The organism is Parvimonas sp. D2 (genome assembly GCF_035282635.1).
Classification (GTDB): Bacteria; Bacillota; Clostridia; order Tissierellales; family Peptoniphilaceae; genus Parvimonas.
The window spans coordinates 136,010-157,923 of sequence record NZ_JAYKBO010000001.1 but is presented as its reverse complement, the minus strand read 5'-3'; the positions used below and the strand labels follow the sequence as shown (position 1 = coordinate 157,923).

16 protein-coding genes are annotated in these 21,914 nt (G+C 27.9%); 14 read left to right on the top strand and 2 right to left on the bottom strand.

The window, feature by feature from the left end; all coding sequences use genetic code 11:
* The first annotated feature begins 2 nt into the window (after positions 1-2).
* The 4 genes from fdhF to VJI77_RS00680 all read left to right on the top strand — a co-directional run bounded on the left by fdhF (position 3) and on the right by VJI77_RS00680 (position 6,428).
* Positions 3-2,756 (top strand): formate dehydrogenase subunit alpha, encoded by a 2,754-nt coding sequence (fdhF, locus tag VJI77_RS00695; RefSeq protein ID WP_323988142.1) that lies wholly within the window; start codon positions 3-5, stop codon positions 2,754-2,756.
* 147 nt (positions 2,757-2,903) lie between these two features.
* Positions 2,904-3,587 (top strand): response regulator transcription factor, encoded by a 684-nt coding sequence (locus VJI77_RS00690; RefSeq protein WP_009372593.1) that lies wholly within the window; start codon positions 2,904-2,906, stop codon positions 3,585-3,587.
* A complete protein-coding gene (locus VJI77_RS00685; protein ID WP_009372499.1) occupies positions 3,572-5,050 on the top strand; it encodes a sensor histidine kinase in 1,479 nt (492 codons plus the stop codon). Before VJI77_RS00690 ends, VJI77_RS00685 begins: the two co-directional genes overlap by 16 nt.
* Positions 5,040-6,428, top strand: a complete 1,389-nt coding sequence (locus VJI77_RS00680; protein ID WP_323987892.1) for a hypothetical protein — start codon at positions 5,040-5,042, stop codon at positions 6,426-6,428. Before VJI77_RS00685 ends, VJI77_RS00680 begins: the two co-directional genes overlap by 11 nt.
* Positions 6,429-6,464: 36 nt before the next feature.
* On the opposite strand, the gene VJI77_RS00675 is transcribed toward VJI77_RS00680, so the two are convergent.
* Positions 6,465-7,397, bottom strand: a complete 933-nt coding sequence (locus VJI77_RS00675; protein ID WP_293439829.1) for a selenium metabolism-associated LysR family transcriptional regulator — start codon at positions 7,395-7,397, stop codon at positions 6,465-6,467.
* Positions 7,398-7,629: 232 nt separating this feature from the next.
* Here VJI77_RS00675 and glyA point away from each other — a divergent pair, with 232 nt between their 5' ends.
* Positions 7,630-8,868: a serine hydroxymethyltransferase gene (glyA, locus tag VJI77_RS00670; RefSeq protein WP_323987891.1), complete on the top strand. Its 1,239-nt coding sequence runs from the start codon at positions 7,630-7,632 to the stop codon at positions 8,866-8,868.
* Between the two features lie 53 nt (positions 8,869-8,921).
* On the opposite strand, the gene VJI77_RS00665 is transcribed toward glyA, so the two are convergent.
* Entirely contained in the window at positions 8,922-10,682 is a 1,761-nt protein-coding gene (locus VJI77_RS00665) for a glycerophosphodiester phosphodiesterase family protein (protein WP_323987890.1), read from the bottom strand.
* Positions 10,683-10,793: 111 nt separating this feature from the next.
* Here VJI77_RS00665 and VJI77_RS00660 point away from each other — a divergent pair, with 111 nt between their 5' ends.
* The 9 genes from VJI77_RS00660 to purH all read left to right on the top strand — a co-directional run bounded on the left by VJI77_RS00660 (position 10,794) and on the right by purH (position 21,910).
* Positions 10,794-11,312: a class I SAM-dependent methyltransferase gene (locus VJI77_RS00660; RefSeq protein ID WP_323987888.1), complete on the top strand. Its 519-nt coding sequence runs from the start codon at positions 10,794-10,796 to the stop codon at positions 11,310-11,312.
* 283 nt (positions 11,313-11,595) lie between these two features.
* Positions 11,596-12,273 (top strand): phosphoribosylaminoimidazolesuccinocarboxamide synthase, encoded by a 678-nt coding sequence (locus VJI77_RS00655; protein WP_323987887.1) that lies wholly within the window; start codon positions 11,596-11,598, stop codon positions 12,271-12,273.
* Between the two features lie 116 nt (positions 12,274-12,389).
* Positions 12,390-12,869: a 5-(carboxyamino)imidazole ribonucleotide mutase gene (gene purE / locus VJI77_RS00650; protein ID WP_150262924.1), complete on the top strand. Its 480-nt coding sequence runs from the start codon at positions 12,390-12,392 to the stop codon at positions 12,867-12,869.
* Between the two features lie 15 nt (positions 12,870-12,884).
* Entirely contained in the window at positions 12,885-13,910 is a 1,026-nt protein-coding gene (purM, locus tag VJI77_RS00645; RefSeq protein WP_281703392.1) for a phosphoribosylformylglycinamidine cyclo-ligase, read from the top strand.
* A 17-nt stretch (positions 13,911-13,927) separates the two neighbouring features.
* Complete coding sequence (locus tag VJI77_RS00640) at positions 13,928-17,596, top strand: phosphoribosylformylglycinamidine synthase (RefSeq protein WP_323987886.1); 3,669 nt, start codon at positions 13,928-13,930, stop codon at positions 17,594-17,596.
* A 1-nt stretch (position 17,597) separates the two neighbouring features.
* Positions 17,598-18,305, top strand: a complete 708-nt coding sequence (purC, locus tag VJI77_RS00635) for a phosphoribosylaminoimidazolesuccinocarboxamide synthase (protein ID WP_323987885.1) — start codon at positions 17,598-17,600, stop codon at positions 18,303-18,305.
* Entirely contained in the window at positions 18,292-19,737 is a 1,446-nt protein-coding gene (purF, locus tag VJI77_RS00630; protein ID WP_323987884.1) for an amidophosphoribosyltransferase, read from the top strand. The genes purC and purF overlap by 14 nt, the downstream gene beginning before the upstream one ends.
* A gap of 18 nt (positions 19,738-19,755) precedes the next feature.
* On the top strand, positions 19,756-20,379 hold the full coding sequence (gene purN / locus VJI77_RS00625) for a phosphoribosylglycinamide formyltransferase (protein WP_323987883.1): 624 nt from the start codon (positions 19,756-19,758) through the stop codon (positions 20,377-20,379).
* A gap of 1 nt (position 20,380) precedes the next feature.
* Entirely contained in the window at positions 20,381-21,910 is a 1,530-nt protein-coding gene (purH, locus tag VJI77_RS00620; protein WP_269753826.1) for a bifunctional phosphoribosylaminoimidazolecarboxamide formyltransferase/IMP cyclohydrolase, read from the top strand.
* Positions 21,911-21,914: the final 4 nt, after the last annotated feature.

Here is a 21,914-nt window from a genome sequence, read left to right as displayed (position 1 = left end):
ATATGATTAATTTAACTATAAATGGAAAGAATGTTAGTGTTGAAAAAGGAACTACTATTATTGAAGCTGCTAAAAAGGTTGGAGTAGATATTCCAAACTTATGTTATGAAAAAAGTCTAACTGCATTTGCTGGATGTAGAATGTGTGTTGTTGAAATTGAAGGAAGTAAAAAACTTGAAACAGCATGTTCAACACTTGTAAAAGAAGGAATGGTTGTAAATACTGAAAGTGAAAAATTAACAAAAATAAGAAGAAATATTCTAGATTTATTGTTTTCTAATCATCCAAGTGATTGCTTAACTTGTGATATGGTTGGTAATTGTAAATTGCAAGAATATTGCTATAGATATGGAATGAAGAAAGGTACATGGATTGGTGAAGTCCAAAATCATGAAATTGATGCAAACAATCCTGTTATGATAAGAGATCAAAACAAATGTATTTTATGTGGTAAATGTGTTAGAGTATGTCAGGATGTACAAGTTACAGGAGCTATAGATTTTGTAGAAAGAGGATTTAATGCTTATATTGGAACTCATAAAAATCTAGATTTAAATACTGATAACTGTAGATTTTGTGGGCAATGTATTAGTGTTTGCCCTACAGGAGCTTTACTAAATAAACAATTAATGGGAACTAGACCTTGGGAAGTAAAAAAAGTGAGAACAACATGTCCTTTCTGTGGTACTGGTTGTAATTTTGATTTAAATGTAAATGTTAAGACTGGAAAAGTAATTGGAGTTACTCCAAATGAAGATTCTCCAATTAATGGAACTCAGCTTTGTGTTAAAGGGCGTTTCCATACTGACTTAATTAACAGTCCTGATAGACTTACTGATCCATTGATTAAGAGAAATGGTGTATTTGAAAAAGCAACTTGGGAAGAAGCTTTAGATTTAGTTGTTTCTAAGTTAAGTAGCACAAAAGAGACTTATGGTCCTGACTCAATTGCAGGTTTAAGCTCTGCTAGAACTTGTAATGAAGACAATTTTGCTTTTCAAAAGATGATGCGTGTTGCCATTGGTACAAATAATGTTGATCACTGTGCGAGAACCTGACATGCTCCTACAGTTGCAGGTCTTGCAACAACATTAGGTTCTGGAGCTATGACAAATTCTGTTAACGAAGTTTTTAAGACTGATTTAATGTTTGTTATAGGTTCAAATACAACTGAAGCTCATCCAATAATCGGAAATAAAATGCAACAGGCTCATAGACAAGGTAAAAAGCTAGTAGTAGTTGATCCAAGAAAAACTGAATTAGCAAGAGAAGCCGATTTGCACATTTCATTGAAATCAGGAACTGATGCTGCTTTAATTAATGGTATCATGAATATAATAATAACTGAAGGTTTATATGCTAAGGAATATGTTGAAAATAAAGTAGAAAGATTTGAAGAAGTTAAAGAACTTGTTTCTAAATATACTCCAGAATTAGTTAGTAAAATTACTACTGTTCCTGTAGATCAAATTTATGAAGCTGCAAGAATGTATGCTTCTGCTGAAAGAGCCGGAATTTTCTATACTTTAGGTATTACTGAACATACAACTGGTACATCAAATGTAATGAATCTTTCTAACTTAGCTTTATTATGTGGAAATATTGGAATTGAAGGTGGTGGAATTAATCCTCTTCGTGGACAAAACAATGTTCAAGGTGCTTGTGATATGGCAGCTTTACCAAATTATTTTCCGGGATATCATAAAGTATTGGAAGAAGATAATGTTAAATTGTTTGAAAACCACTGGAATTGTAAATTAAATAGAAAGATGGGACTTAGAATCCCTGAAATGCTTGATGGAGCAGCAGAAGGTTCAGTTAAAGCTATGTACATTATGGGTGAAGATCCTGTACTTTCTGATCCAGATGCCAACCATGTAAAACATGCATTAAGTAGTCTAGATTTCTTAGTCGTTCAAGATATTAACTTAACTGAAACTGCTAAACTTGCAGATGTTATTTTGCCAGCCACATGTTATGCTGAAAAAGATGGTACTTTTACTGCATCTGAAAGAAGAGTTCAAAGAGTTAGAAAAGCTGTTGAAGCTCCTGGACAAGCAAGATTGGATTGGGCTATTTTAGCGGATGTCTCAAAACGTCTTGGAGGTAAGGGATTTGATTGGAAGACATCAGAAGATGTTTTTGATGAAATTAGAAAGTGCATGCCAACTTATAGAGGAATTACTTATGATAAAATAGATAAGTTGAATGGAGTTCAATGGCCATGTACATCAGATGATCATTTGGGTACAAAATATCTTCATGAAGGTAAATTTACAAGAGGAGATAAAGCTCTTATGATACCTGTTGAATATGAAGGTCCAAAAGAACTTGAAAATGAAGAATATCCAATAATCTTATCTACTGGTAGAGCATTATACCACTATAATGTAATGACTAGATATTCTGATGCGCTTGATGGAATTTTACCATATGAGTTAATTGAAATTTCAGCAGAAGACGCACAAAAATATGGATTAGAGGATGGAGATTTTATGAGAGTTACTTCTAGAAGAGGTAGTGTAGTTGGTAGAGCAAAAATTACTGACAAAGTAAAACCAGGATTAATCTATATGACATTCCATTTTGCTGAAACACCAGTAAATCAATTGACTAGTGCACACTATGATCCTATTACTAAAACTGCAGAATATAAGGTAACTGCTGTAAATATTAAGAAGGTAAACAAACTAGATAAAGGATTAAAAAGTGAAAAGTTTGTTGACTTAAATGAATTAGTTGATGAAACAGTTTAGTTAAATAGTTACTATTGTTTAATTAATTAGATTGGGAAGTCCAAAGAACTTCCCAATTTTTTTATATGTATTTTTAACATTATTATTGAAACTTAATTAAATTTAATATATACTTATAGTAGTTTATTTATTTTTTAGGAGGTTACAATGAGTAAAATTTTATTAGTTGAAGATGAAGAAAATATTAGATTGTTTACAAAAATTAATCTTGAAAGAGAAGGTTTTGAAGTTCTAGAAGCTGAAAGTGGAGAAATTGGAGTAGAACTTGCCTTAAAATATAATCCTCAAGTTGTTATTTTAGATGTAATGCTACCAGGAATAGATGGCTTTGAAGTATGTAAGATTCTTAGAGAAAAACTTCCTAAAATTGGTATTATAATGCTTACTGCTAAAACTCAAGATGTAGATAGAATTAATGGATTAGAAAGTGGAACTGATGATTATTTAAGTAAACCATTTAATCCTGTTGAACTTATTTTAAGAATAAAATCTCTTATTAGACGTCTTGTTTCAATTCAAAATAGTAGTGACTTGATAAGTATATATCCTTTTAAATTAGATTTATATTCTAAGAATTTTTATAAAGATGGAAAAGAAATTGAACTTACGCCAACAGAACTAACTATTATTACAATATTTATGTCAAATCCTGGTAGAGCTTTTTCAAGAAATGAGCTTTTAAATATGACATGGGGAGAAGAATTTGATGGAGACATTAAAATCGTAGATGTTAATATTAGAAGACTAAGAGCTAAAATTGAGGATAATTCAAGTAAACCAAAATATATTGAAACAGTTTGGGGGACTGGATATAGATGGAATTCAAACTAAAGTACAATAAACTAGTTGATAAATTTAATGAAATAAAAGATTTAATTTTAAAAAAATCTTTAAGAACTAGAATAATGACTCAGTTTTTTATGGTTATAGTTTTAATAGTAGTTTTCTTTGAAATTTTTTTGATTTTTACAATAAAAAACTATTATTATTCTGGTGTTACTGGAATAATACAAAATCAGGCTAAGTATAGTGCAAAGCTATATGAAATTCATTTAGCCAATTCAAGTTTATCTGAGCTTGTATTAGATGATATTGAAGAGTTTTATAGTGAAGTAAATGCACAGGTGCAAATTCTAAATAATTCGGGAAAAGTTTTACTTGATACAGTAAATGGAAATCAAATCGGTAGTGTATTATCTTCAAATGACGTTACATCAGCCAAAAACGGAAGTAATGGTTCAACTGTATATAAAAATCCTATTTCAAATAAAAATGAATTGGCTGTAACAATTCCTCTTAATAATGGGAATGAACAAGTTGGCATAGCAAGGTTTATAATTTCTATGGAAAATATTGATAGTATGATTGCGCAACGTTATCTTGTTTTCTTTTTATTTGGTTTTTTTGTTATAATAATAGGGATGAGTATAAGTATATTTATGAGTAATAGAATTGTCAATCCTATTGAACGATTAACTAATGTCGCATTAAAATTAGCTGATGGGCAATTAAATGAAAAAGCAGATGAGGTTGGAGATTTTGAGATTTCAAAGCTTGGTAGTACAATGAATTTAATGAGTGAAAATTTGGTAAAAAAAGAGCAATTAAAGAAGGATTTTATTTCAAGTATTTCTCATGAATTAAGAACACCCCTTACTGTTATAAAGGGATGGGCTTTTACTTTACAACCAGAGGCTAAAAATAATAAACTTTTAGAAGATGGTTTAAGTATTATAGAAAAAGAAAGTGATAGATTAGGGAATATGGTTACTGAGCTTTTAGATTTTTCTGAACTAAGTAGCGGCAGACTTATAATGAATAAAGAACTTTTTGACCTTAATGAGCTTGGAATTTTTATTAACAAACAATTAATGCCTAAATCAAGTTCTAAGAAAATAGATATGATTCTAAATTATGATGAGACAAAAAGAGTTATGGTAATGGCTGATAGAGATCGAATCAAACAAGTGTTCATAAATATTTTAGATAATGCTCTAAAATTTACTGATGAAGGTGGAGTTGTTTTAACAGATATTAAAATTGAAAATGAAAGAGCTGTTGTTGAAGTCATAGATAATGGTTGTGGAATTTCTGAAGATGAAATATCTTTAGTTACTGGTAAATTTTATAAAGGTTCTAATAGTAACTCACATACAGGTCTTGGTTTGTCAATTTGTGAGGAAATTGTAAAAGCTCATAATGGGAACTTGATAATAAGAAGTGTTTTAGAGAAAGGTACTGTTGTTAGAGTTGAATTGCCAATTGAAAAAGGAGATATTCAAAATGAGACATAGAAAAATTATTTTAAGTAGTATTGGAATAAGTTTAGCGTTTTTAATAATTTTATTGTTTTTTGTCTTAAGAGGAAATTTTTTTAGATATACTGATATTAATTCTATGATATTAGAGCCAAAATCAAATTCGCTGTTAATTTCTGGAACTTGGAAATTGACTTCTATAACATCATTGAGTGATGGAAGTGAAGAAAAAAGTTCTGATGATAAGTGTTATATTAACGAAAAATTTGTTTACTTTGAAAAAACAAGTACATCAAATCCAAATTTTAAGTTTAGGCAACTCAATTTTAAAAATTATTTGTTGTATAATGGCATCATAACTGATAAGATTAGTATTGATTCTGATGAGGTGATAGTAGTTTCTATAAAAGATGAGAGAAATTTTTATAAAGAATTTATAATTTTGAATAAAAATAAAATTGCTACAATTCATCACAAAAAGTATTATGTTTTTGAAAAAATTTCAGATGATGTAGATAATGATCTTATTGATAAGTTAAAACTTAATGAAAGTTCTAATAATACTAAAAAAGATATTTCATTTTTAATTGGAGTAAAAAGTGTTGGAACAAAGGATGTTGATTATGAAACTTTTTTAATAAGAAAAAATGGAAATGATAAACCTACTGCAAACAAGATAAATGGGCTCTTTGTCAATAATCAAAACAAATTTTTTCTTGTAAATTCTACCAAGGATAGTATTTATATAACAAATGACTATATAAATAACACAACAAAAAATATATTAGATATAAAGAATGCTACAATAAATTTTTTGAGTAAAAACTATATTAGTATTGAATCATATAATTCAGAAACAAATAAAAAGAATTATTCTATTTATAAAATTGGAAATTTATCAGAAGAGAGTAAAATGTCTATTAAAGATATTGCCGGAGATAGAGGAGAGAAGGCATATTTTAACAATATTAGAAAACTTGGATATTCAAGTGAAAATGTTAACTCATATGATATGAAGAATTTTGGGGTAAAGAGAAACAATTTTAATTGGTTTTTTAAGGGAATATTAAGTAACTATTCAAACGATAATTTTGTTTCTAGTGAGATTGATTTAGATTTAATTCCTAATGTAGATATTTTTACGAATAAATCAAGTAAAATTTCAAAATTAAAAGTAAAAGAAAAAGTACAAAATGTGTTGGATTATTTTGTTTCTCCAGACGAGAGTATGATAGTTATTTTAACTGCTGATGATATTTCAATGTATGAAATAAAAAATAACGAAATTGGAACTTTACCAATATTTAATACAACTTTGAAAAATCGAAGAGAGGTTGTAACTTTTCAATGGACTAACTCAATTAGTAGTGAATTGACATATACTGAGTTTATGAAAATAAAACAGGTAAATTAAATAGAAAAATCTCTATGCATTCATAGAGATTTTTCATTATATAGAATTTATATCTAATTCTTTTTTTAATTCATTAATTTCATCCATCATAAAATCTTTGAATATTTTATTGATGTTAGAAAATTGTAAATTTTTATTGTATACAAAATAAAATTTACGATTCAAATAAAGATTTTTTATATTTAATATTTTAACTTTATCTTTAAATGGAGATATATTTAACATTCTTTGAGATACAAAGCCAGTTCCAACTCCTTTTGTGATAAGTTCTAATATTGTGTTAGTATCATGTATTGTAGCTACACTATTAGAAATTACATTTAAAGAGTTATTTCTTTTTAATTCATCTTCTACAATTTGTCTTGTACCCGAACCAATTTCTCTTAGTATAATTTTATCATTACTTAAATCTTCAATATCTATAACTGAATAGTTCTTTAGGTCAGGATAATTATCCTTATTTACAACATAAACAATATGATCATCCATAATTTGAGTATATATCAATTTAGGATTAGAAATCTTTAATCCTACAATACCAAAGTCAGTTTCTCCTACCAAAATACTGTCTATTACAGTTCTTGAATCATCATTACTAATATTAAAAGATATATCAGGAAATAAATTTGAAAATTTTTCAATCAAATTTGGTAAAATTATTTTTCTTGGAACGGAAGAAACACAAATATTTAAAGTTCCCTTTAAATTTTGAGAATATATGTCCAAATCCCTTATTATTTCATCATAAGAAGCTAAGATATTAAGCGCATGTTTATATACGATGCTACCTGCTTGTGTCAGTGTTACACTTCTTCTAGTTCTTACAAATAAAGAAGTATTTAGTTCAGATTCAAGAGCTTGTATATGATTAGTAACAGATGGTTGAGTTATATATAACACATCTGCTGTTTTTGTAAAAGATTTAGTTTTTACAATTGTAATAAAAGTTTCTAATTGTTTAAAGTCCATAAAATCCTCCATATTTATAATTAAGACAATAAAATGTAATTTTTATATATTTTTTAATATTATAACATTTTTTTAACAAAAAGTAAATATTAATAAAATATTATAAATTTAAATGAATTGTCTTTAATAACCTGGTAAATAGCGAAATAAGTTTGAAAATAAAAAATTTTAGAAAACGTGTTGACTTAAAATATAAAATATGATAATATATCATTGTTAGGGGGTAATAGAAATGTTTTCAAATGAGAATATAAAAAAAGTTGATCCAGCTATAGCTGAAGTGTTGGATAAAGAATTAGAAAGACAAAATAGCCATATTGAATTAATAGCTTCTGAAAACTGGGTAAATGATGCGATTTTAGAAGCAGCAGGAAGCATATTAACTAATAAATATGCTGAAGGATATCCTGGAAAAAGATATTATGGTGGTTGTGAAGTTGTAGATGAAGCAGAAAAATTAGCTATTGAAAGAGTTAAAGAACTTTATGGTTGTGAATATGCAAACGTTCAACCTCATTCAGGCTCTCAAGCTAACTTTGCTGCATTTTTTGCTATTTTAAAACCAGGTGATACTTATATGGGTATGAACTTAAACCATGGTGGACATTTAACACATGGAAACCCTATTAACTATTCAGGTAGTATATATCATCCAGTTCCATATGGAGTAGATGAAAATGGATTTATAGATTACGATGAAGTTTTGAAAATTGCAAAAGAATGTAAACCTAAATTAATTTTGGCAGGTGCATCTGCTTATGCAAGAAAGATAGATTTTAAGAAATTTAGAGAAATTTGTGACGAAGTAGGTGCAGTATTAATGGTAGATATGGCTCATATTGCTGGTCTTGTTGCTGCTGGATTACATGAATCACCAATTCCTTATGCAGATGTAGTTACATCTACAACTCATAAGACATTAAGAGGACCAAGAGGCGGACTTATTTTGTCCAATGCTGCTGCAAATGAAAAATTTAATTTTAATAGAGCGGTATTTCCTGGATCACAAGGTGGACCATTATTACACATAATAGCTGCAAAGGCTATAGCTTTTAAACAAGCTTTAGAGCCTGAGTTCAAAGAATATCAAAAACAAGTTTTGAAAAATGCTCAAGCATTAGCAAAAGGGTTAATGAGTAGAGGAATTAAACTTGTATCTAATGGTACAGATAATCATTTAATGCTAGTTGATTTAAGAGATTATGATATGAGTGGTAAAGAACTTGAAAAGGCATTAGATTCCGTTCGTATTACTTGTAATAAAAATACTATTCCAAATGATCCAAGATCACCATTTGTTACAAGTGGTATAAGACTTGGAACTCCAGCAATTACTACTAGAGGATTTAAAGAAGAAGAAATGGATTTAATAGCTGAAGCAATTGCCGAAGTTATAAAGAATGGAGAAGAAGGTAAAGAAAAAGCATTGAAAATAGTTGAAGAATTAACTAAGAAAATTCCTTTAAAATAGTATTATTTAATATTTATAAAAAAAAGACGTCAGCACATTTTACTGACGTCTTTTTATGGAATTAATGATATTATCTTATTAATTATTAATTGTTCGAAATTAAAATTATTTTTTTCCAATTCTAAAATTTCTTTTGAAAGAGTAACTTCATCTGTTATTATTCCGTCTGCACCACTAGAGTATGCCTTTGTGATATCTTCATGAGTATTCGCAGTCCAGATATATACTCTTTTTCCATTTTTTTGAATTTTTCTTATCATTTCGTTCGTTACTATTTCTTTTTCTATGCAGAAAAAATCTACAAATTTCATGTTGTAAAAATTGCCATAACTAAAAGCTAAAATTAGTCCCGTTGGAATATTTGGCTCTATATCCTTGACTTCTTTTAATACTTTAGGAGATAATGAAGAAACAATTACATCATAAGGTTTATCTTTGATTAATTTTGTAACTTCTTTAGCTAAATTCTTTTCGTTATTCTTAAAGGGTTTTAATTCTATATTTAATTTTATCTTTCCTGAAGTTTTTTCAAGAACAGTTTGTAAATTAACAAAATTATATTCTTTAGAATTTTTTTTATCAATTATTTTATATTTTTTTAATTCTTCAAAAGTTAAATCTTCAATATTAACTTTTTTTCCAGTAAGTCTTTTCAAGTTATGGTCATGCGATAAAACAACTACATTGTCTTTGGTTAATACAAGATCAATTTCTGCAAATTCTGCTTCGTTTTGTATAGCTTCATTTATAGATTCCAATGTGTTTTCAGCAGAATTTTTTGTGCTTCCTCTATGAGCCATAATATCCGGTTTTAAATTTCTAAAAGTATGATAAAATTTAATTTCTTCATTTGAGTTTCTGTATTTACTAAAAATTCCGGCAAAAATTAGAAATATTATTACAAGAGACATCTTTAGTTTAATTTTATTTGTAGGATAGACTATGTTACTAAATTCAACATTGGTTGAAGTTTTAAAATAAAATTTTGATAAATCATAAAAGGTAACAGTATTTGATAAAACATTTGTGAAAATTTTTAAAATTGTTGCTATAGATAAATAAGCTATTATTCCAATATTACTTAATGTTTTATTACTTGTTTGCATATAAAATATTAATATTATAACAAATAAGAAGATAAATTTTACTATTTGAATTAGTAAATTTTTTATCCCTATTATTAATAGTACTTTTATACTTTTGAAGATATTTTGTTTAATTCTCTTAAAACTTATTTTTATGCTTTCTATAAAATTTTTATTTTCTAAAAAAAATATATGGTAAACAAACAATAAAATTATTGAAAAAATTATTGCTAAAATAATTATGATAATAAATAAAACTATGCCTGTAGTCGAATTTAAAATATATTCAGTAATAAAATTGGGAATTTTAATTCCTTTATGAATTGATGTTGATATTGGTATGTTTATGGATACTAATATCAAAATTAAGTAATTTTGTATTTTTTTTATTTTAGATTTAACTAGTTTATATGAATTATTAAAAATCTCTAAAATAGAAACTTCATTTCCAAGTCTTATTTGATTTGTAGTAAATATAAACCCACTTACTTCAAATAATTTAACTATGGAAAATGAAAAAATAATTATTAAAATAGACCATATTTTTGTTGGAGATTTTGCAAAAATACTAGGACTTTCTATATAGAAAAAGCCAAATTTAGTTAATTTTAAAATATATGAAAAAAATTCTTTTGCAAAAGGCAATAAAATAACAATAAAAGCAAGTTGATATAATAAGTCAAAAACTAATAAATTTCTAAAACTTTTCTTTTTTAACAGTTTAAACATATTATCTCCTTTCTAAAAAATATATAGATAATAATACCATAAATAGAGATAATTATAAAGTAAATAATGTTTTAAGAATTTATTTATGGTATAATTGATTTGGAGGATGCTATGAGAATTAATTTAAAAAAAGAATTAAAAGGTGATATTTTAGATATTGGTGGTGGAGGAGAAGGAATAATAGGACGTCTATATACCAATCAGGTTATTTCAATAGACAATAGAAAAGAAGAGCTTGATGAATCTCCTGATTTTTGTAATAAAATTTTGATGGATGCTACCAATTTAAATTTTAAAGAAAATTCATTTGATGTTGTAACATTTTTTTATTCATTGATGTATATGAATGAAGAAACTAAGAAAAAAGCTATATTTGAATCCTTCCGTGTATTAAAAACAGGTGGTATTTTATGTATATGGGATACAGAGATAGAAAATATTTATCCTAAACCATTTTTAGTTGAATTGGATATTCGTTTTGAAAATAATGAAGTTCATACAACTTATGGAGTAATAAGAAATGAAATACAAACGATTGATATGATAAAAAATCATGCAAAAGAATGTGGATTTAAACTAATTTTATCTGAATTTGAAGAAAGTATATTTTATTTAAAGTATTATAAATAATAAATTATGTAGAACAATTTATAATAAAAATATTTTTTAAAGTCATATTGACAAAATACAATTTTCTTGCTATCATTTAGTTGTAAGTTAATTACGATTACTAAAATGAAATAAAATCTATGAGAGAAAGAGTATCTAGGGTTCCGAATTTATTTGCTGGTCCGAGCGATACGAATACTTTTTAGTATTACACCTAAGGGAGAAAAGCCCAGGAGGTAGGTTTCGCTTGAAGCCTACTTGCTGGGCTTATTTATTTCTTATGTTTAATTTTAGGAGGTATTTTATGGAAAAAATTTACACTGGAAAGACAAAAGATATTTACAAGAGCGAAGATAGGAATTACATTTTAAAGTTTAAGGATGACGTTACAGGAGAAAATGGAGTTTTTGATCCGGGTGCTAACACTGTTGGTTTATCAATTGAAGGTGTAGGACATGAAGGTTTAAAGATTACTAAATTTTTCTTCGAAATTTTAAAGAAAAAGGGAATTAGAACTCATTATATAGATTGCGATTTAAACGAGAATACTATGACAGTAAAACCTTGCGAAGTTTTTGGTAAAGGTATAGAAGTAATTTGTAGATTTAAAGCTGTAGGTAGTTTTATAAGAAGATATGGTTTATATGCAAAACCTAATGATGATTTAGATACTTATGTTGAAATTACATTAAAAGATGATGAAAGATGTGATCCTTTAATTACTAAGGATGCACTTGTTATGTTAAATATATTAACTGAAAAGGAATATGAAGACTTAGTAGCACTTACTAAAGAAATTTGTACTATTATTAGAGATGTTTTAAAAGAAAAGGGACTTACTTTATACGATATTAAGTTGGAATTTGGTAAAGTTGATGGAGAGGTTGTATTAATTGATGAAATATCAGGTGGCAATATGAGAGTCTATAATGGAGATAAAATTGTTGCACCTACTGATTTATATTCTTTTTTGCTTAAATAATCATAGCCGGAGAATATTCCGGCTTTTTATATTGTGAAACTACAAGGCTTTTAGAGGCCAACCAGGTGATAAGAATTGAGAAAGGGATTAATATTTAAAATAATTTGGAGGTAAATATGAAAGTAGCTATTATTATGGGCAGTATTTCTGATAAGGATATTGCCAAAAAAACTTGTGATATTTTAAAAAAATTTGAGATAGAATATGATGCAAGAGTTATCTCTGCACATCGTTCATTAGACTTTGCAATAGATTTTGTTAATAAAATGGAAGAAAATAAGATTGAATTAATTATAGCATTTGCAGGTAAAGCAGCTCATTTAGCTGGTGTTTTAGCTGGTATTTCAACAGTTCCGGTAATAGGGGTTCCAGTTAAGGCTTCAACACTTGATGGATTGGACGCATTACTTTCAACTGTTCAAATGCCTAAAGGAGTTCCTGTTGCAACAGTAGCAATAGATGGTGCTGAAAATGCCGGTATTTTAGCAACACAAATTTTATCATTAAAATATGATGAGTTAAAAGTTAAACTTAAAGAATATAAGCTTGAGATGAAAGAACAAGTAAAAAAAATGGATAATGATTTAGATATATAAATGGAGGATATTTTAATGGCATTAACATATAAATCTGCAGGAGTAAATAAACATGAAGGATATAATGAAGTAAATTTAATAAAAAAATTTATTAAAAACACATATACAAAAGGGGTTCTTTCTGATTTAGGCGGTTTTTCAGGACTTTTTGAACTTGGAAAAGATTTTAAAAATCCTGTTTTGGTTTCCGGAACTGATGGGGTTGGAACGAAAGTAAAATTGGCTCAAATGATGGATGTTCATAATACAGTTGGAATAGATTGTGTTGCAATGTGTGTTAATGATATTTTATGTCAAGGTGCTAAACCTTTATTCTTCTTAGATTATATTGCTACCGGAAAACTTGTTGCAGAAAAAATGGCAAGTATTGTTGAAGGTGTTGCAGAAGGATGTATTCAATCAGGAAGTGCTTTAATTGGCGGAGAAACTGCTGAGATGCCAGGAATATATAAAGAAGAAGATTATGATATTGCAGGTTTCTGTGTAGGTGTTGTCGAAAAAGATAAAATAATTGATGGTAAGAAAAATGTAAAAAAAGGAAATGTTATTTTAGCATTACCATCTTCAGGGGTTCATAGTAACGGTTTTTCTTTAGTCAGAAAGATAATTTTTGATTATAAAAACTTTTCATTAAACGATATGATAGAAACAGGAAAAACTTTAGGGGAAGAACTTTTGACTCCGACTAAAATTTATGCGAAATCAATAGTTAATTTGTTAGAAAAATTTAAGGTAAATGGTCTTTGTCATATAACAGGTGGAGGAATTTATGAAAATGTACCAAGAGTTTTAGGTGATGATGTTGATGCTAAAATTATAGAAAAAAATATTCCTCAAAAAGAAATTTTTTCACTTCTTCAAAGATGGGGAGAAATTTCAAAAGAAGAAATGTATGGAACTTTTAATATGGGGATAGGTATGTTAATCTTTGTAGAAAGAGAAGATGTTGAAGGAATAAAAGACTTATTTAAAGAAATGAATGAGGAAATTTACGAAGTTGGAGAAGTTGTAGAAGGAAATTCTAAAGTAATTTTATGTTAGTAAATTTTGGAGGAATTATGGATAAGAGAATTTTTGTTAAGAAGAGGGATGGATATAATAAGGAAGCTTTAGATCTTAAATACAATTTAAATATTGAATATAATTTAGGAATAAAAGATTTAGAGCTTTATATTATATATGACATTTACAATATCAATGAAAAAACTTATGAATTAGCCAAAAATTCAGTTTTTTCAGAAATAATGATTGATGAAGTAGTTGAAGACATAATACTACAAGATGGAAGATATTTTGCTTATGAAACATTACCTGCTCAATATGATCAAAGAGCTGATAGTGCAGTTCAATGTGTATCTCTTTTAGATAATAATTCAAAAATTACTGTAAGAAGCGGAAAACTTATAATTTTTGATAGAGTTTTAAATCAAGATGAAATGGATAAAGTAAAAAAATATTTGGTTAATCCTATTGAATCAAGAGTTAAAGATTTGAGTATTTTGAGTTTTTCTATGAGTTCAGAAATGAAAAAAATGAAAGACTTAAAAGGCTTTTCTTCTTTTTCAAAAGATGAATTAATTGATTTAAAAAATGAAATGTCTCTAGCTATGAATATTGAAGATTTAATTTTCATTCAAGATTATTTCAAAAATGAAGGAAGAACACCTACTGAAACTGAAATCTACGTTTTAGACTGTTATTGGAGTGATCATTGTAGACATACAACTTTTGAAACTGTTTTAGACGATATTAAAATTGAATCTGAGCTTTTCCAAAAAGAAATGCAAAGTGCTTTTGATATTTATTTAAATGTTAGAAAAGAATTAAATATTACTAAGCCTATAACTCTAATGGATATGACAAGTATATTTGGGAAATATCACAAAAGAGTATTAAATGATAAGAATATAGAGGTTAGTGAAGAAATTAATGCTTGTTCATTTTTTACTGATATTGAAAATAATGGAAAAATAGAAAAATGGTTAATTCAATTTAAAAACGAAACACATAATCACCCTACAGAGATTGAACCTTTTGGTGGAGCGAGTACTTGTGTTGGTGGAGCAATTAGAGATCCGTTGTCCGGAAGAAGTTATGTTTATCAAGCAATGAGAGTAACAGGTTGTGGAAATATTTTACAAAAAAGAGAAGAAACTTTGAAGCATAAATTACCTCAAGTTGATATTTCTACAAAAGCTACAAGCGGCTACTCATCTTATGGTAATCAAATTGGACTTGCAACAACTTATGTAAAGGAACTCTATGATGACTCTTATGTTGCTAAACATATGGAAGTTGGAGCGGTTGTTGGAGCAGTCAAATACGGAGATTTCAAAAGAGAAACTCCTGTTAAAGATGATATTGTAATCTTAATTGGAGGAAGAACAGGTAGAGACGGTATTCAAGGAGCAAGCGGTTCAAGTTTAATTCATACAAATGATTCTCTTGAAACAGCATCAAGTCAAGTGCAAAAAGGAAATGCCATTGAAGAGAGAAAAATTCAAAGATTATTTAGAAAACCTGAAGTTACAAAATTGATTAAAAAATGTAATGATTTTGGTGCGGGTGGTGTTTGTGTTGCAATCGGAGAATTATCTGATGGAATTGAAATTCATTTAGATAAAGTTTTATTGAAATATGAAGGGTTAAATCCAACAGAAATTGCCACAAGTGAGTCACAAGAACGTATGGCAATTGTAATATCACCAAATGATTATGAAATTTTTATAAAAGAATGTGAAAAAGAAAATATAGAATATTCTAAAGTAGCAACTATAACTGATAGAAGAAGACTTGAGATGTATTATTATGATGATAAGGTTATGGATTTAAGTGCAGACTTTTTGGCAACAAGTGGAGTAAGACAACATTCAAAAGCAACACTATGCGATAATGATGGTAGCAATCCTTTTGAAAATAAGATTGTTTCTAAAGAAAATGTATTAAATGAATTATCTTCATTAAATGTGGCTTGCCAAAAAGGAATTGCTCAAAGATTTGATGCTTCAATAGGTGCAACAACTGTATTAATGCCTTTCTCAGGTAAAAATCAATTAACTCCGGTACAAGCTGGTATTCAGGCATTACCTACAATTCACTCAACAAGTGATACAGCTACAATTTTGAGTTATGGATTTATTCCAAAGATATCTCATTACTCTCCATTCTTATCAGCTATTTATGCTGTTTTAGAATCTGTTGCCAAAGTTTATGCTGTTGGTGGAGATAAAAGTAATTTATATTTTTCTTTCCAAGAATATTTTGAAAAACTTGGAAAAGACAGTAAAAAATGGGGAAAAGTTACTCAAAGCTTACTCGGAACTATCTATGCTCAAAATGAGATAGGATGTCCAAGTATCGGAGGAAAAGATAGTATGTCTGGAACATTTAATGAATTAAATGTCGTTGAAACATTGATATCTTTTGCATGTACTCCTGTTAAAATTAAGAATGTAATTTCTCCGGAATTAAAAACAATTGGAAATTATATATATTATGTTCCTATTGTAAAAAATTCGAAAGGATATCCTGAAATTAAGGAAACATTAAAAAGCTATGAACTAATAAATGAACTTATAAAATCAGGTAAAATTTTATCAGCATATGTTCAGGAAGAAGGTAGTGTAGTAAGTTCTCTAGTAAAAATGGCAGTTGGAAATGGTTTAGGTTTTACAGTTAATAAGGAAAATATTTTAAATTTTGATCCTGCATCAATTGTTGTAGAATCAAATTGTGAATTACCTTTTGAAAAAATTGGAATGGTTAGTGAAGAAATATCTATAAATGGAATTAAATTTGATTATGATGAAATATATAATGCATATACAAAAACATTAGATAAAATCTATCCTTTATATCAAAATTTAGACTGTGGAAATTGTGAAAATTTATCTAATGACAAAAATGAAAAAAAAAATTACAAAGAATATATTGAAAATGTAAATGTCTTAATTCCTATATTTCCTGGAACAAATTGTGAATATGACGTAGAAAAAGCATTTATTGACGTAGGTGCTACAACAAAAACTGTTATATTTAGAAACAAAAAGGAAGATGATATTGAAAAGTCAATTGATGAATTGGTAAATGGAATAAAAGATGCACACATTATTATGATACCAGGCGGATTTTCAAGTGGAGATGAGCCTGATGGAAGTGCAAAGTTCATAGTAAATGTTTTAAAAAATGAAAAAGTTAAAGATGCAATTCATAAACATTTAGATGATAAAAAATTAATTTTGGGTATTTGTAACGGATTTCAAGCATTAATTAAGTCAGGACTTATACCTTACGGAAGAATAAAGTCTTTAACTGAAGATGACTTGACATTATACAGAAATGACAGTTATCATCATATTTCAACAAGTGCTATAACTCGTGTTGCAAATTTAAACTCTCCTTGGACTCAAGATTTTGAAATTGGACAGTTGCATGAAATTATGTTTAGTCATGGTGAAGGAAAACTTGTTGGAAACAATATTGAGAAATTTAAGGATTTATGTGCCTTCCAATACTGTGATTTTGAAGGTAATGCAAGTAGCAATGGAAAATTTAATCCTAATGGTTCATTATATGCCATTGAAGGTATGATTAGTGAAGACGGATTGGTTTTAGGAAAAATGGGACATAGTGAGCGTTATGGAACCGGTTTGTATAAAAATAAAACTATAAAAGGAATTCAAAATATATTTAGAAATGGTGTAAATTATTTTAAAGGAGAAAAATAATATGAAACTTTTATATGAAGGCAAGGCAAAACAATTATTTCAATGTGAAAATAATGAAGAAATATATATTCATTATAAAAATAGTGCAACTGCATTTAATGGAGAAAAAAAGGAGGAATTTGATAAAAAAGGCATTTTAAATAATACAATCACCTCATTTATTTTTGAGTATTTAGAAAGAAATGGAATAGAAACTCATTTTATTAAAAAAGTGAATGATACCGATCAAATCTGTAAACATGTTAAAATTATTCCTTTAGAAGTTATTACTAGAAATATAGTAGCGGGTTCTATGGCTAAAAGATATGGTTTAGAAGAAGGTATGAAATTAAAAAAGCCAATTTTTGAACTGAGCTATAAAAATGATGAACTCAATGATCCTCTAATAAATGATGACCATGCAATAGCTTTAGGAATTGTTTCAGAAGAAGAACTTTCTTTTATAAAAAGAGAAACTGAAAAAATTAATGAACTTTTGAAAAAATTTTTTTTAAAAGCGGGATTGATTTTAGTTGATTTCAAAATTGAGTTTGGAAAAACAAGTGACGGTAAAATAATTTTGTCAGATGAAATTTCTCCTGATACTTGCAGATTATGGGACGTAAAAACGAGAAATAAACTTGACAAAGATCGTTTTCGTAGAAATTTAGGTTCAGTTATGGATGCATATGAAGAAGTTTTAAGGAGAATAACAAGTGCGTGGAATTAATGAAGAATGTGGAGTTTTTGGTGTCTGGAATCATAAGGAAGCTTCAAAGTTAACATATTTTGGGCTTCATAGTTTACAACATCGAGGTCAAGAAGGTGCAGGTATTATAAGTTCCGATGGAGAAACTTTATATAGTTATAGAAATTTAGGATTAGTTTCTGAAGTTTTTAAAGATAAAGAAATTCTCTATAATTTAGTTGGAAGTTCTGCAATAGGACATGTAAGGTATGCAACTGCAGGAGATAATAGTGTTAGAAATGTTCAACCATTTTTATTTGACTTTTATGATATGAGTATTGGTATTTGTCATAATGGGAATTTAGTGAATGCTAAAACTTTAAGATTAGAATTAGAAAAAAATGGTGCTATTTTTCATTCTTCATCAGATACTGAAGTATTAATTCACTTAATCAGAAGAAGTAAAAAAGAAACTTTTGAAGAAAAATTAAAAGAGAGTTTAGGTAAAATTAAAGGAGGATTTACTTATTTGATTTTAACTAAAGATACTTTATATGGAGCTGTTGATCCTAATTCTCTGAGACCTCTAGTTATTGGAAAAACTGAAAATGATACCTATGTTATGGCAAGTGAAACTTGTGCTATAGATAATATAGGAGTTGAATTTCTTTGCAATGTAAAAGCTGGTCAATTAGCTATAATCGATAAAGATGGTCTTAAAATTGAAAATTATACTACTCCTGATAGGATTTCTATTGCTGCTATGGAATATGTTTATTTTGCAAGACCAGATTCGAATATTGCGGGAGTAAATGTTCATACTGCAAGAAAAAACACAGGCAGAACTCTTGCAAGAGAATGCCCTGCAGATGCAGATATAGTAGTTGGTGTACCTAATTCTTCGCTTTCTGCAGCAAGTGGATTTGCAGAAGAAAGTGGCCTACCTTATGAAATGGGATTGATTAAAAATCAATATATTGCAAGAACTTTTATTCAACCTACTCAGGAACTTAGAGAGCAAGGTGTAAGAATGAAATTATCTGCGGTAAAAGGGGTTGTTAAAGGAAAAAGAGTTATTATGGTTGATGATTCAATTGTTAGAGGTACAACATGTAAAAGAATTGTTAAACTTTTAAAAGATGCAGGAGCATCTGAAGTTCATGTTAGAATTGCATCTCCTCCTTTTGCGTTTCCTAGCTTTTATGGAATTGATATTTCTACTTCAGGAGAACTTATTGCAGCCAATAAGACATTGGAAGAAATAAAAGAAATAATAGGAGCAGATTCATTAGGATATTTGAGTGAACAAGGACTTGTAGATTCAATAGGTCTTAAATTTGATGCTCCATATAACGGATTATGTATGGATTGTTTTAATGGAGACTATCCAGCTGGATTGTATGATTATGAAGAGGATTTTAATAATTCTTTAACTGATATTCAAAGAAGAATTTTAGAAAGAAAAAATAAATAATATTAGGAAAGGTAAATTATGTTGAATATAGCTGTTTTTATTTCTGGTGGAGGAACAAATTTACAAGCAATAATTGATGCTGTTAAAGAAAATAAAATTAATGGAAAGATTAAATTCGTTTTTTCAAACAGAAAAAATGCTTATGGACTTATAAGAGCACAAAATGAAAGTATCGATACATTTTATTTGAATAGAAAGAAATTTTTTTGTAATGAAGAATATGATGAAAGAATACTTGAAGAGCTAGAAAGAAAAAATATTGATTTGATTGTACTTGCGGGTTATTTGAATATTTTATCTTCAAAATTTGTTTCGAAGTATTCTAATAGAATTATAAATATTCACCCATCTTTAATTCCTTCTTTTTGTGGAGACGGGTTTTATGGAGAAAATGTTCATAAGTCAGTTATAAAATCTGGTGTCAAATTTACCGGAGCTACAACACATTTTGTTGATGAAAAAGTAGATACCGGAGCCATAATCTTGCAAGATGTTGTTCCTGTTTATATAAATGATGACTTTGAAACTGTTGCTAAAAGAGTTTTAGAAATAGAACATGAAATATTGGTGAAGACAGTAAAGGCATTTTGTGATAATAAGATTGTTTTTAAAGATAATAGAGCATTCATAGTGGAGGAATAAGATGTCAAAAAGAGTGTTAATAAGTGTTTTTGAAAAAGAAAATATTGTTGAATTTGCAAGTGAACTTGTAAAATTAGGATGGGAAATTATTTCAACTGGAGGAACTTATAAAATTTTAAAGGAAAGTGGACTTAATGTTATTGAAGTTGATGAAGTAACTAATTTTAAGGAAATTTTAAATGGTCGTGTTAAGACTTTACATCCTTATATTCATGGTGGAATTTTATATAAACGTAATGAACAAAATCATGTTGAAACAGTTGAAAATCTTGGTATTTCTTCAATAGATATGGTTGTAAACAACTTATATCCTTTTGAAAAAGTTTTAAATAGTGATAATAAAACACATGAAGATTTAATTGAGAATATTGATATAGGTGGACCTTCTATGATTAGAGCAGCAGCTAAAAACTATAATGATGTATCTATTGTTGTTGATCCTAAAGATTATTCTGAGATTATTGAAAGATTGAAGGAAGGTAAATTGGATAAAGATTTTAGATTGTATCTATCTTGTAAGGCTTTTAATTATACTGCATATTATGATGCATTGATTTCATCTTATTTCAATGATTTATTAAATATTGATTTTCCTGAAAAACTAACAATGACTTATAAAAAAGTTAATAATTTAAGATATGGAGAAAATCCTCATCAAAATGCTTCTTTTTATGAAAAAGTTTATATTAAGGATGATGAAAAAACGGATTTTAAGCAATTACACGGAAAAGAATTGTCATATAATAATTTAACTGATATGTACTCAGCTATTAAAATTGTGAAAGAATTTGATGAACCTTGTGTAGTTGCAGTTAAACATAACAATCCTTGTGGACTTGCAATTTCAGATTATATTGATGATGCTTATGATAAGGCTTATGCTTGTGATTCAGTTTCAATTTTCGGGGGAATTATAGCTCTAAATAGAGAAGTGACAAAATATATAGCAGAAAAGATAAATAGTTTTTTTGTAGAAATTGTAATTGCAAATAAATTTTCTAAAGAAGCCATTGAAATTTTAACTCAAAAGAAAAATATTAGATTAATTGAAGTAGGAAATATTTCAGATTTTAAACTTCCAAAAACAACAATAAAAGAAGTTTTAAATGGTATTGTTGTTCAAGACTATGATAATATTTTATTTAAAGAAGATTTAAAAGTTGTTACAAAGAGAAAACCGACTGAAGAAGAGTTAAAAAATTTAATTTTTGGTTTTAAAGCTTGTAAAACAGTTTGTTCAAATGGAATTGTAATCGTAAAAAATAATGCTACTATTGGAATAGGACAAGGAGAAGTTAGACGTTCTTGGGCAGTTGAAGAAGGATTAGAAAGAGCAAAAGAAAATTTAAAAGATGCAGTTTTAGCATCAGATGCATTTTTCTTCGAAGATACTGTCGAACTATTAAAAGAAAATGGAATTAAAGCAGTAATTCAACCGGGAGGTTCTATAAAGGATGAGAACGTAATAAAATTATGTGATGAATATGGGATAGCGATGGTATTTACATCTACAAGACATTTTAGACATTAGGAGG

Bases quoted from the DNA above. Each gene is read 5' to 3' on its own strand.
- VJI77_RS00640 (WP_323987886.1), top strand. From the start codon at position 13,928: ATGGATAAGAGAATTTTTGTTAAGAAGAGGGATGGATATAATAAGGAA.
- VJI77_RS00675 (WP_293439829.1), bottom strand. From the start codon at position 7,397: ATGGACTTTAAACAATTAGAAACTTTTATTACAATTGTAAAAACTAAA.
- VJI77_RS00655 (WP_323987887.1), top strand. From the start codon at position 11,596: ATGGAAAAAATTTACACTGGAAAGACAAAAGATATTTACAAGAGCGAA.
- purC (WP_323987885.1), top strand. From the start codon at position 17,598: ATGAAACTTTTATATGAAGGCAAGGCAAAACAATTATTTCAATGTGAA.
- purM (WP_281703392.1), top strand. From the start codon at position 12,885: ATGGCATTAACATATAAATCTGCAGGAGTAAATAAACATGAAGGATAT.
- purN (WP_323987883.1), top strand. From the start codon at position 19,756: ATGTTGAATATAGCTGTTTTTATTTCTGGTGGAGGAACAAATTTACAA.
- VJI77_RS00680 (WP_323987892.1), top strand. From the start codon at position 5,040: ATGAGACATAGAAAAATTATTTTAAGTAGTATTGGAATAAGTTTAGCG.
- VJI77_RS00685 (WP_009372499.1), top strand. From the start codon at position 3,572: ATGGAATTCAAACTAAAGTACAATAAACTAGTTGATAAATTTAATGAA.
- glyA (WP_323987891.1), top strand. From the start codon at position 7,630: ATGTTTTCAAATGAGAATATAAAAAAAGTTGATCCAGCTATAGCTGAA.
- VJI77_RS00690 (WP_009372593.1), top strand. From the start codon at position 2,904: ATGAGTAAAATTTTATTAGTTGAAGATGAAGAAAATATTAGATTGTTT.
- purH (WP_269753826.1), top strand. From the start codon at position 20,381: ATGTCAAAAAGAGTGTTAATAAGTGTTTTTGAAAAAGAAAATATTGTT.
- VJI77_RS00660 (WP_323987888.1), top strand. From the start codon at position 10,794: ATGAGAATTAATTTAAAAAAAGAATTAAAAGGTGATATTTTAGATATT.
- purE (WP_150262924.1), top strand. From the start codon at position 12,390: ATGAAAGTAGCTATTATTATGGGCAGTATTTCTGATAAGGATATTGCC.
- VJI77_RS00665 (WP_323987890.1), bottom strand. From the start codon at position 10,682: ATGTTTAAACTGTTAAAAAAGAAAAGTTTTAGAAATTTATTAGTTTTT.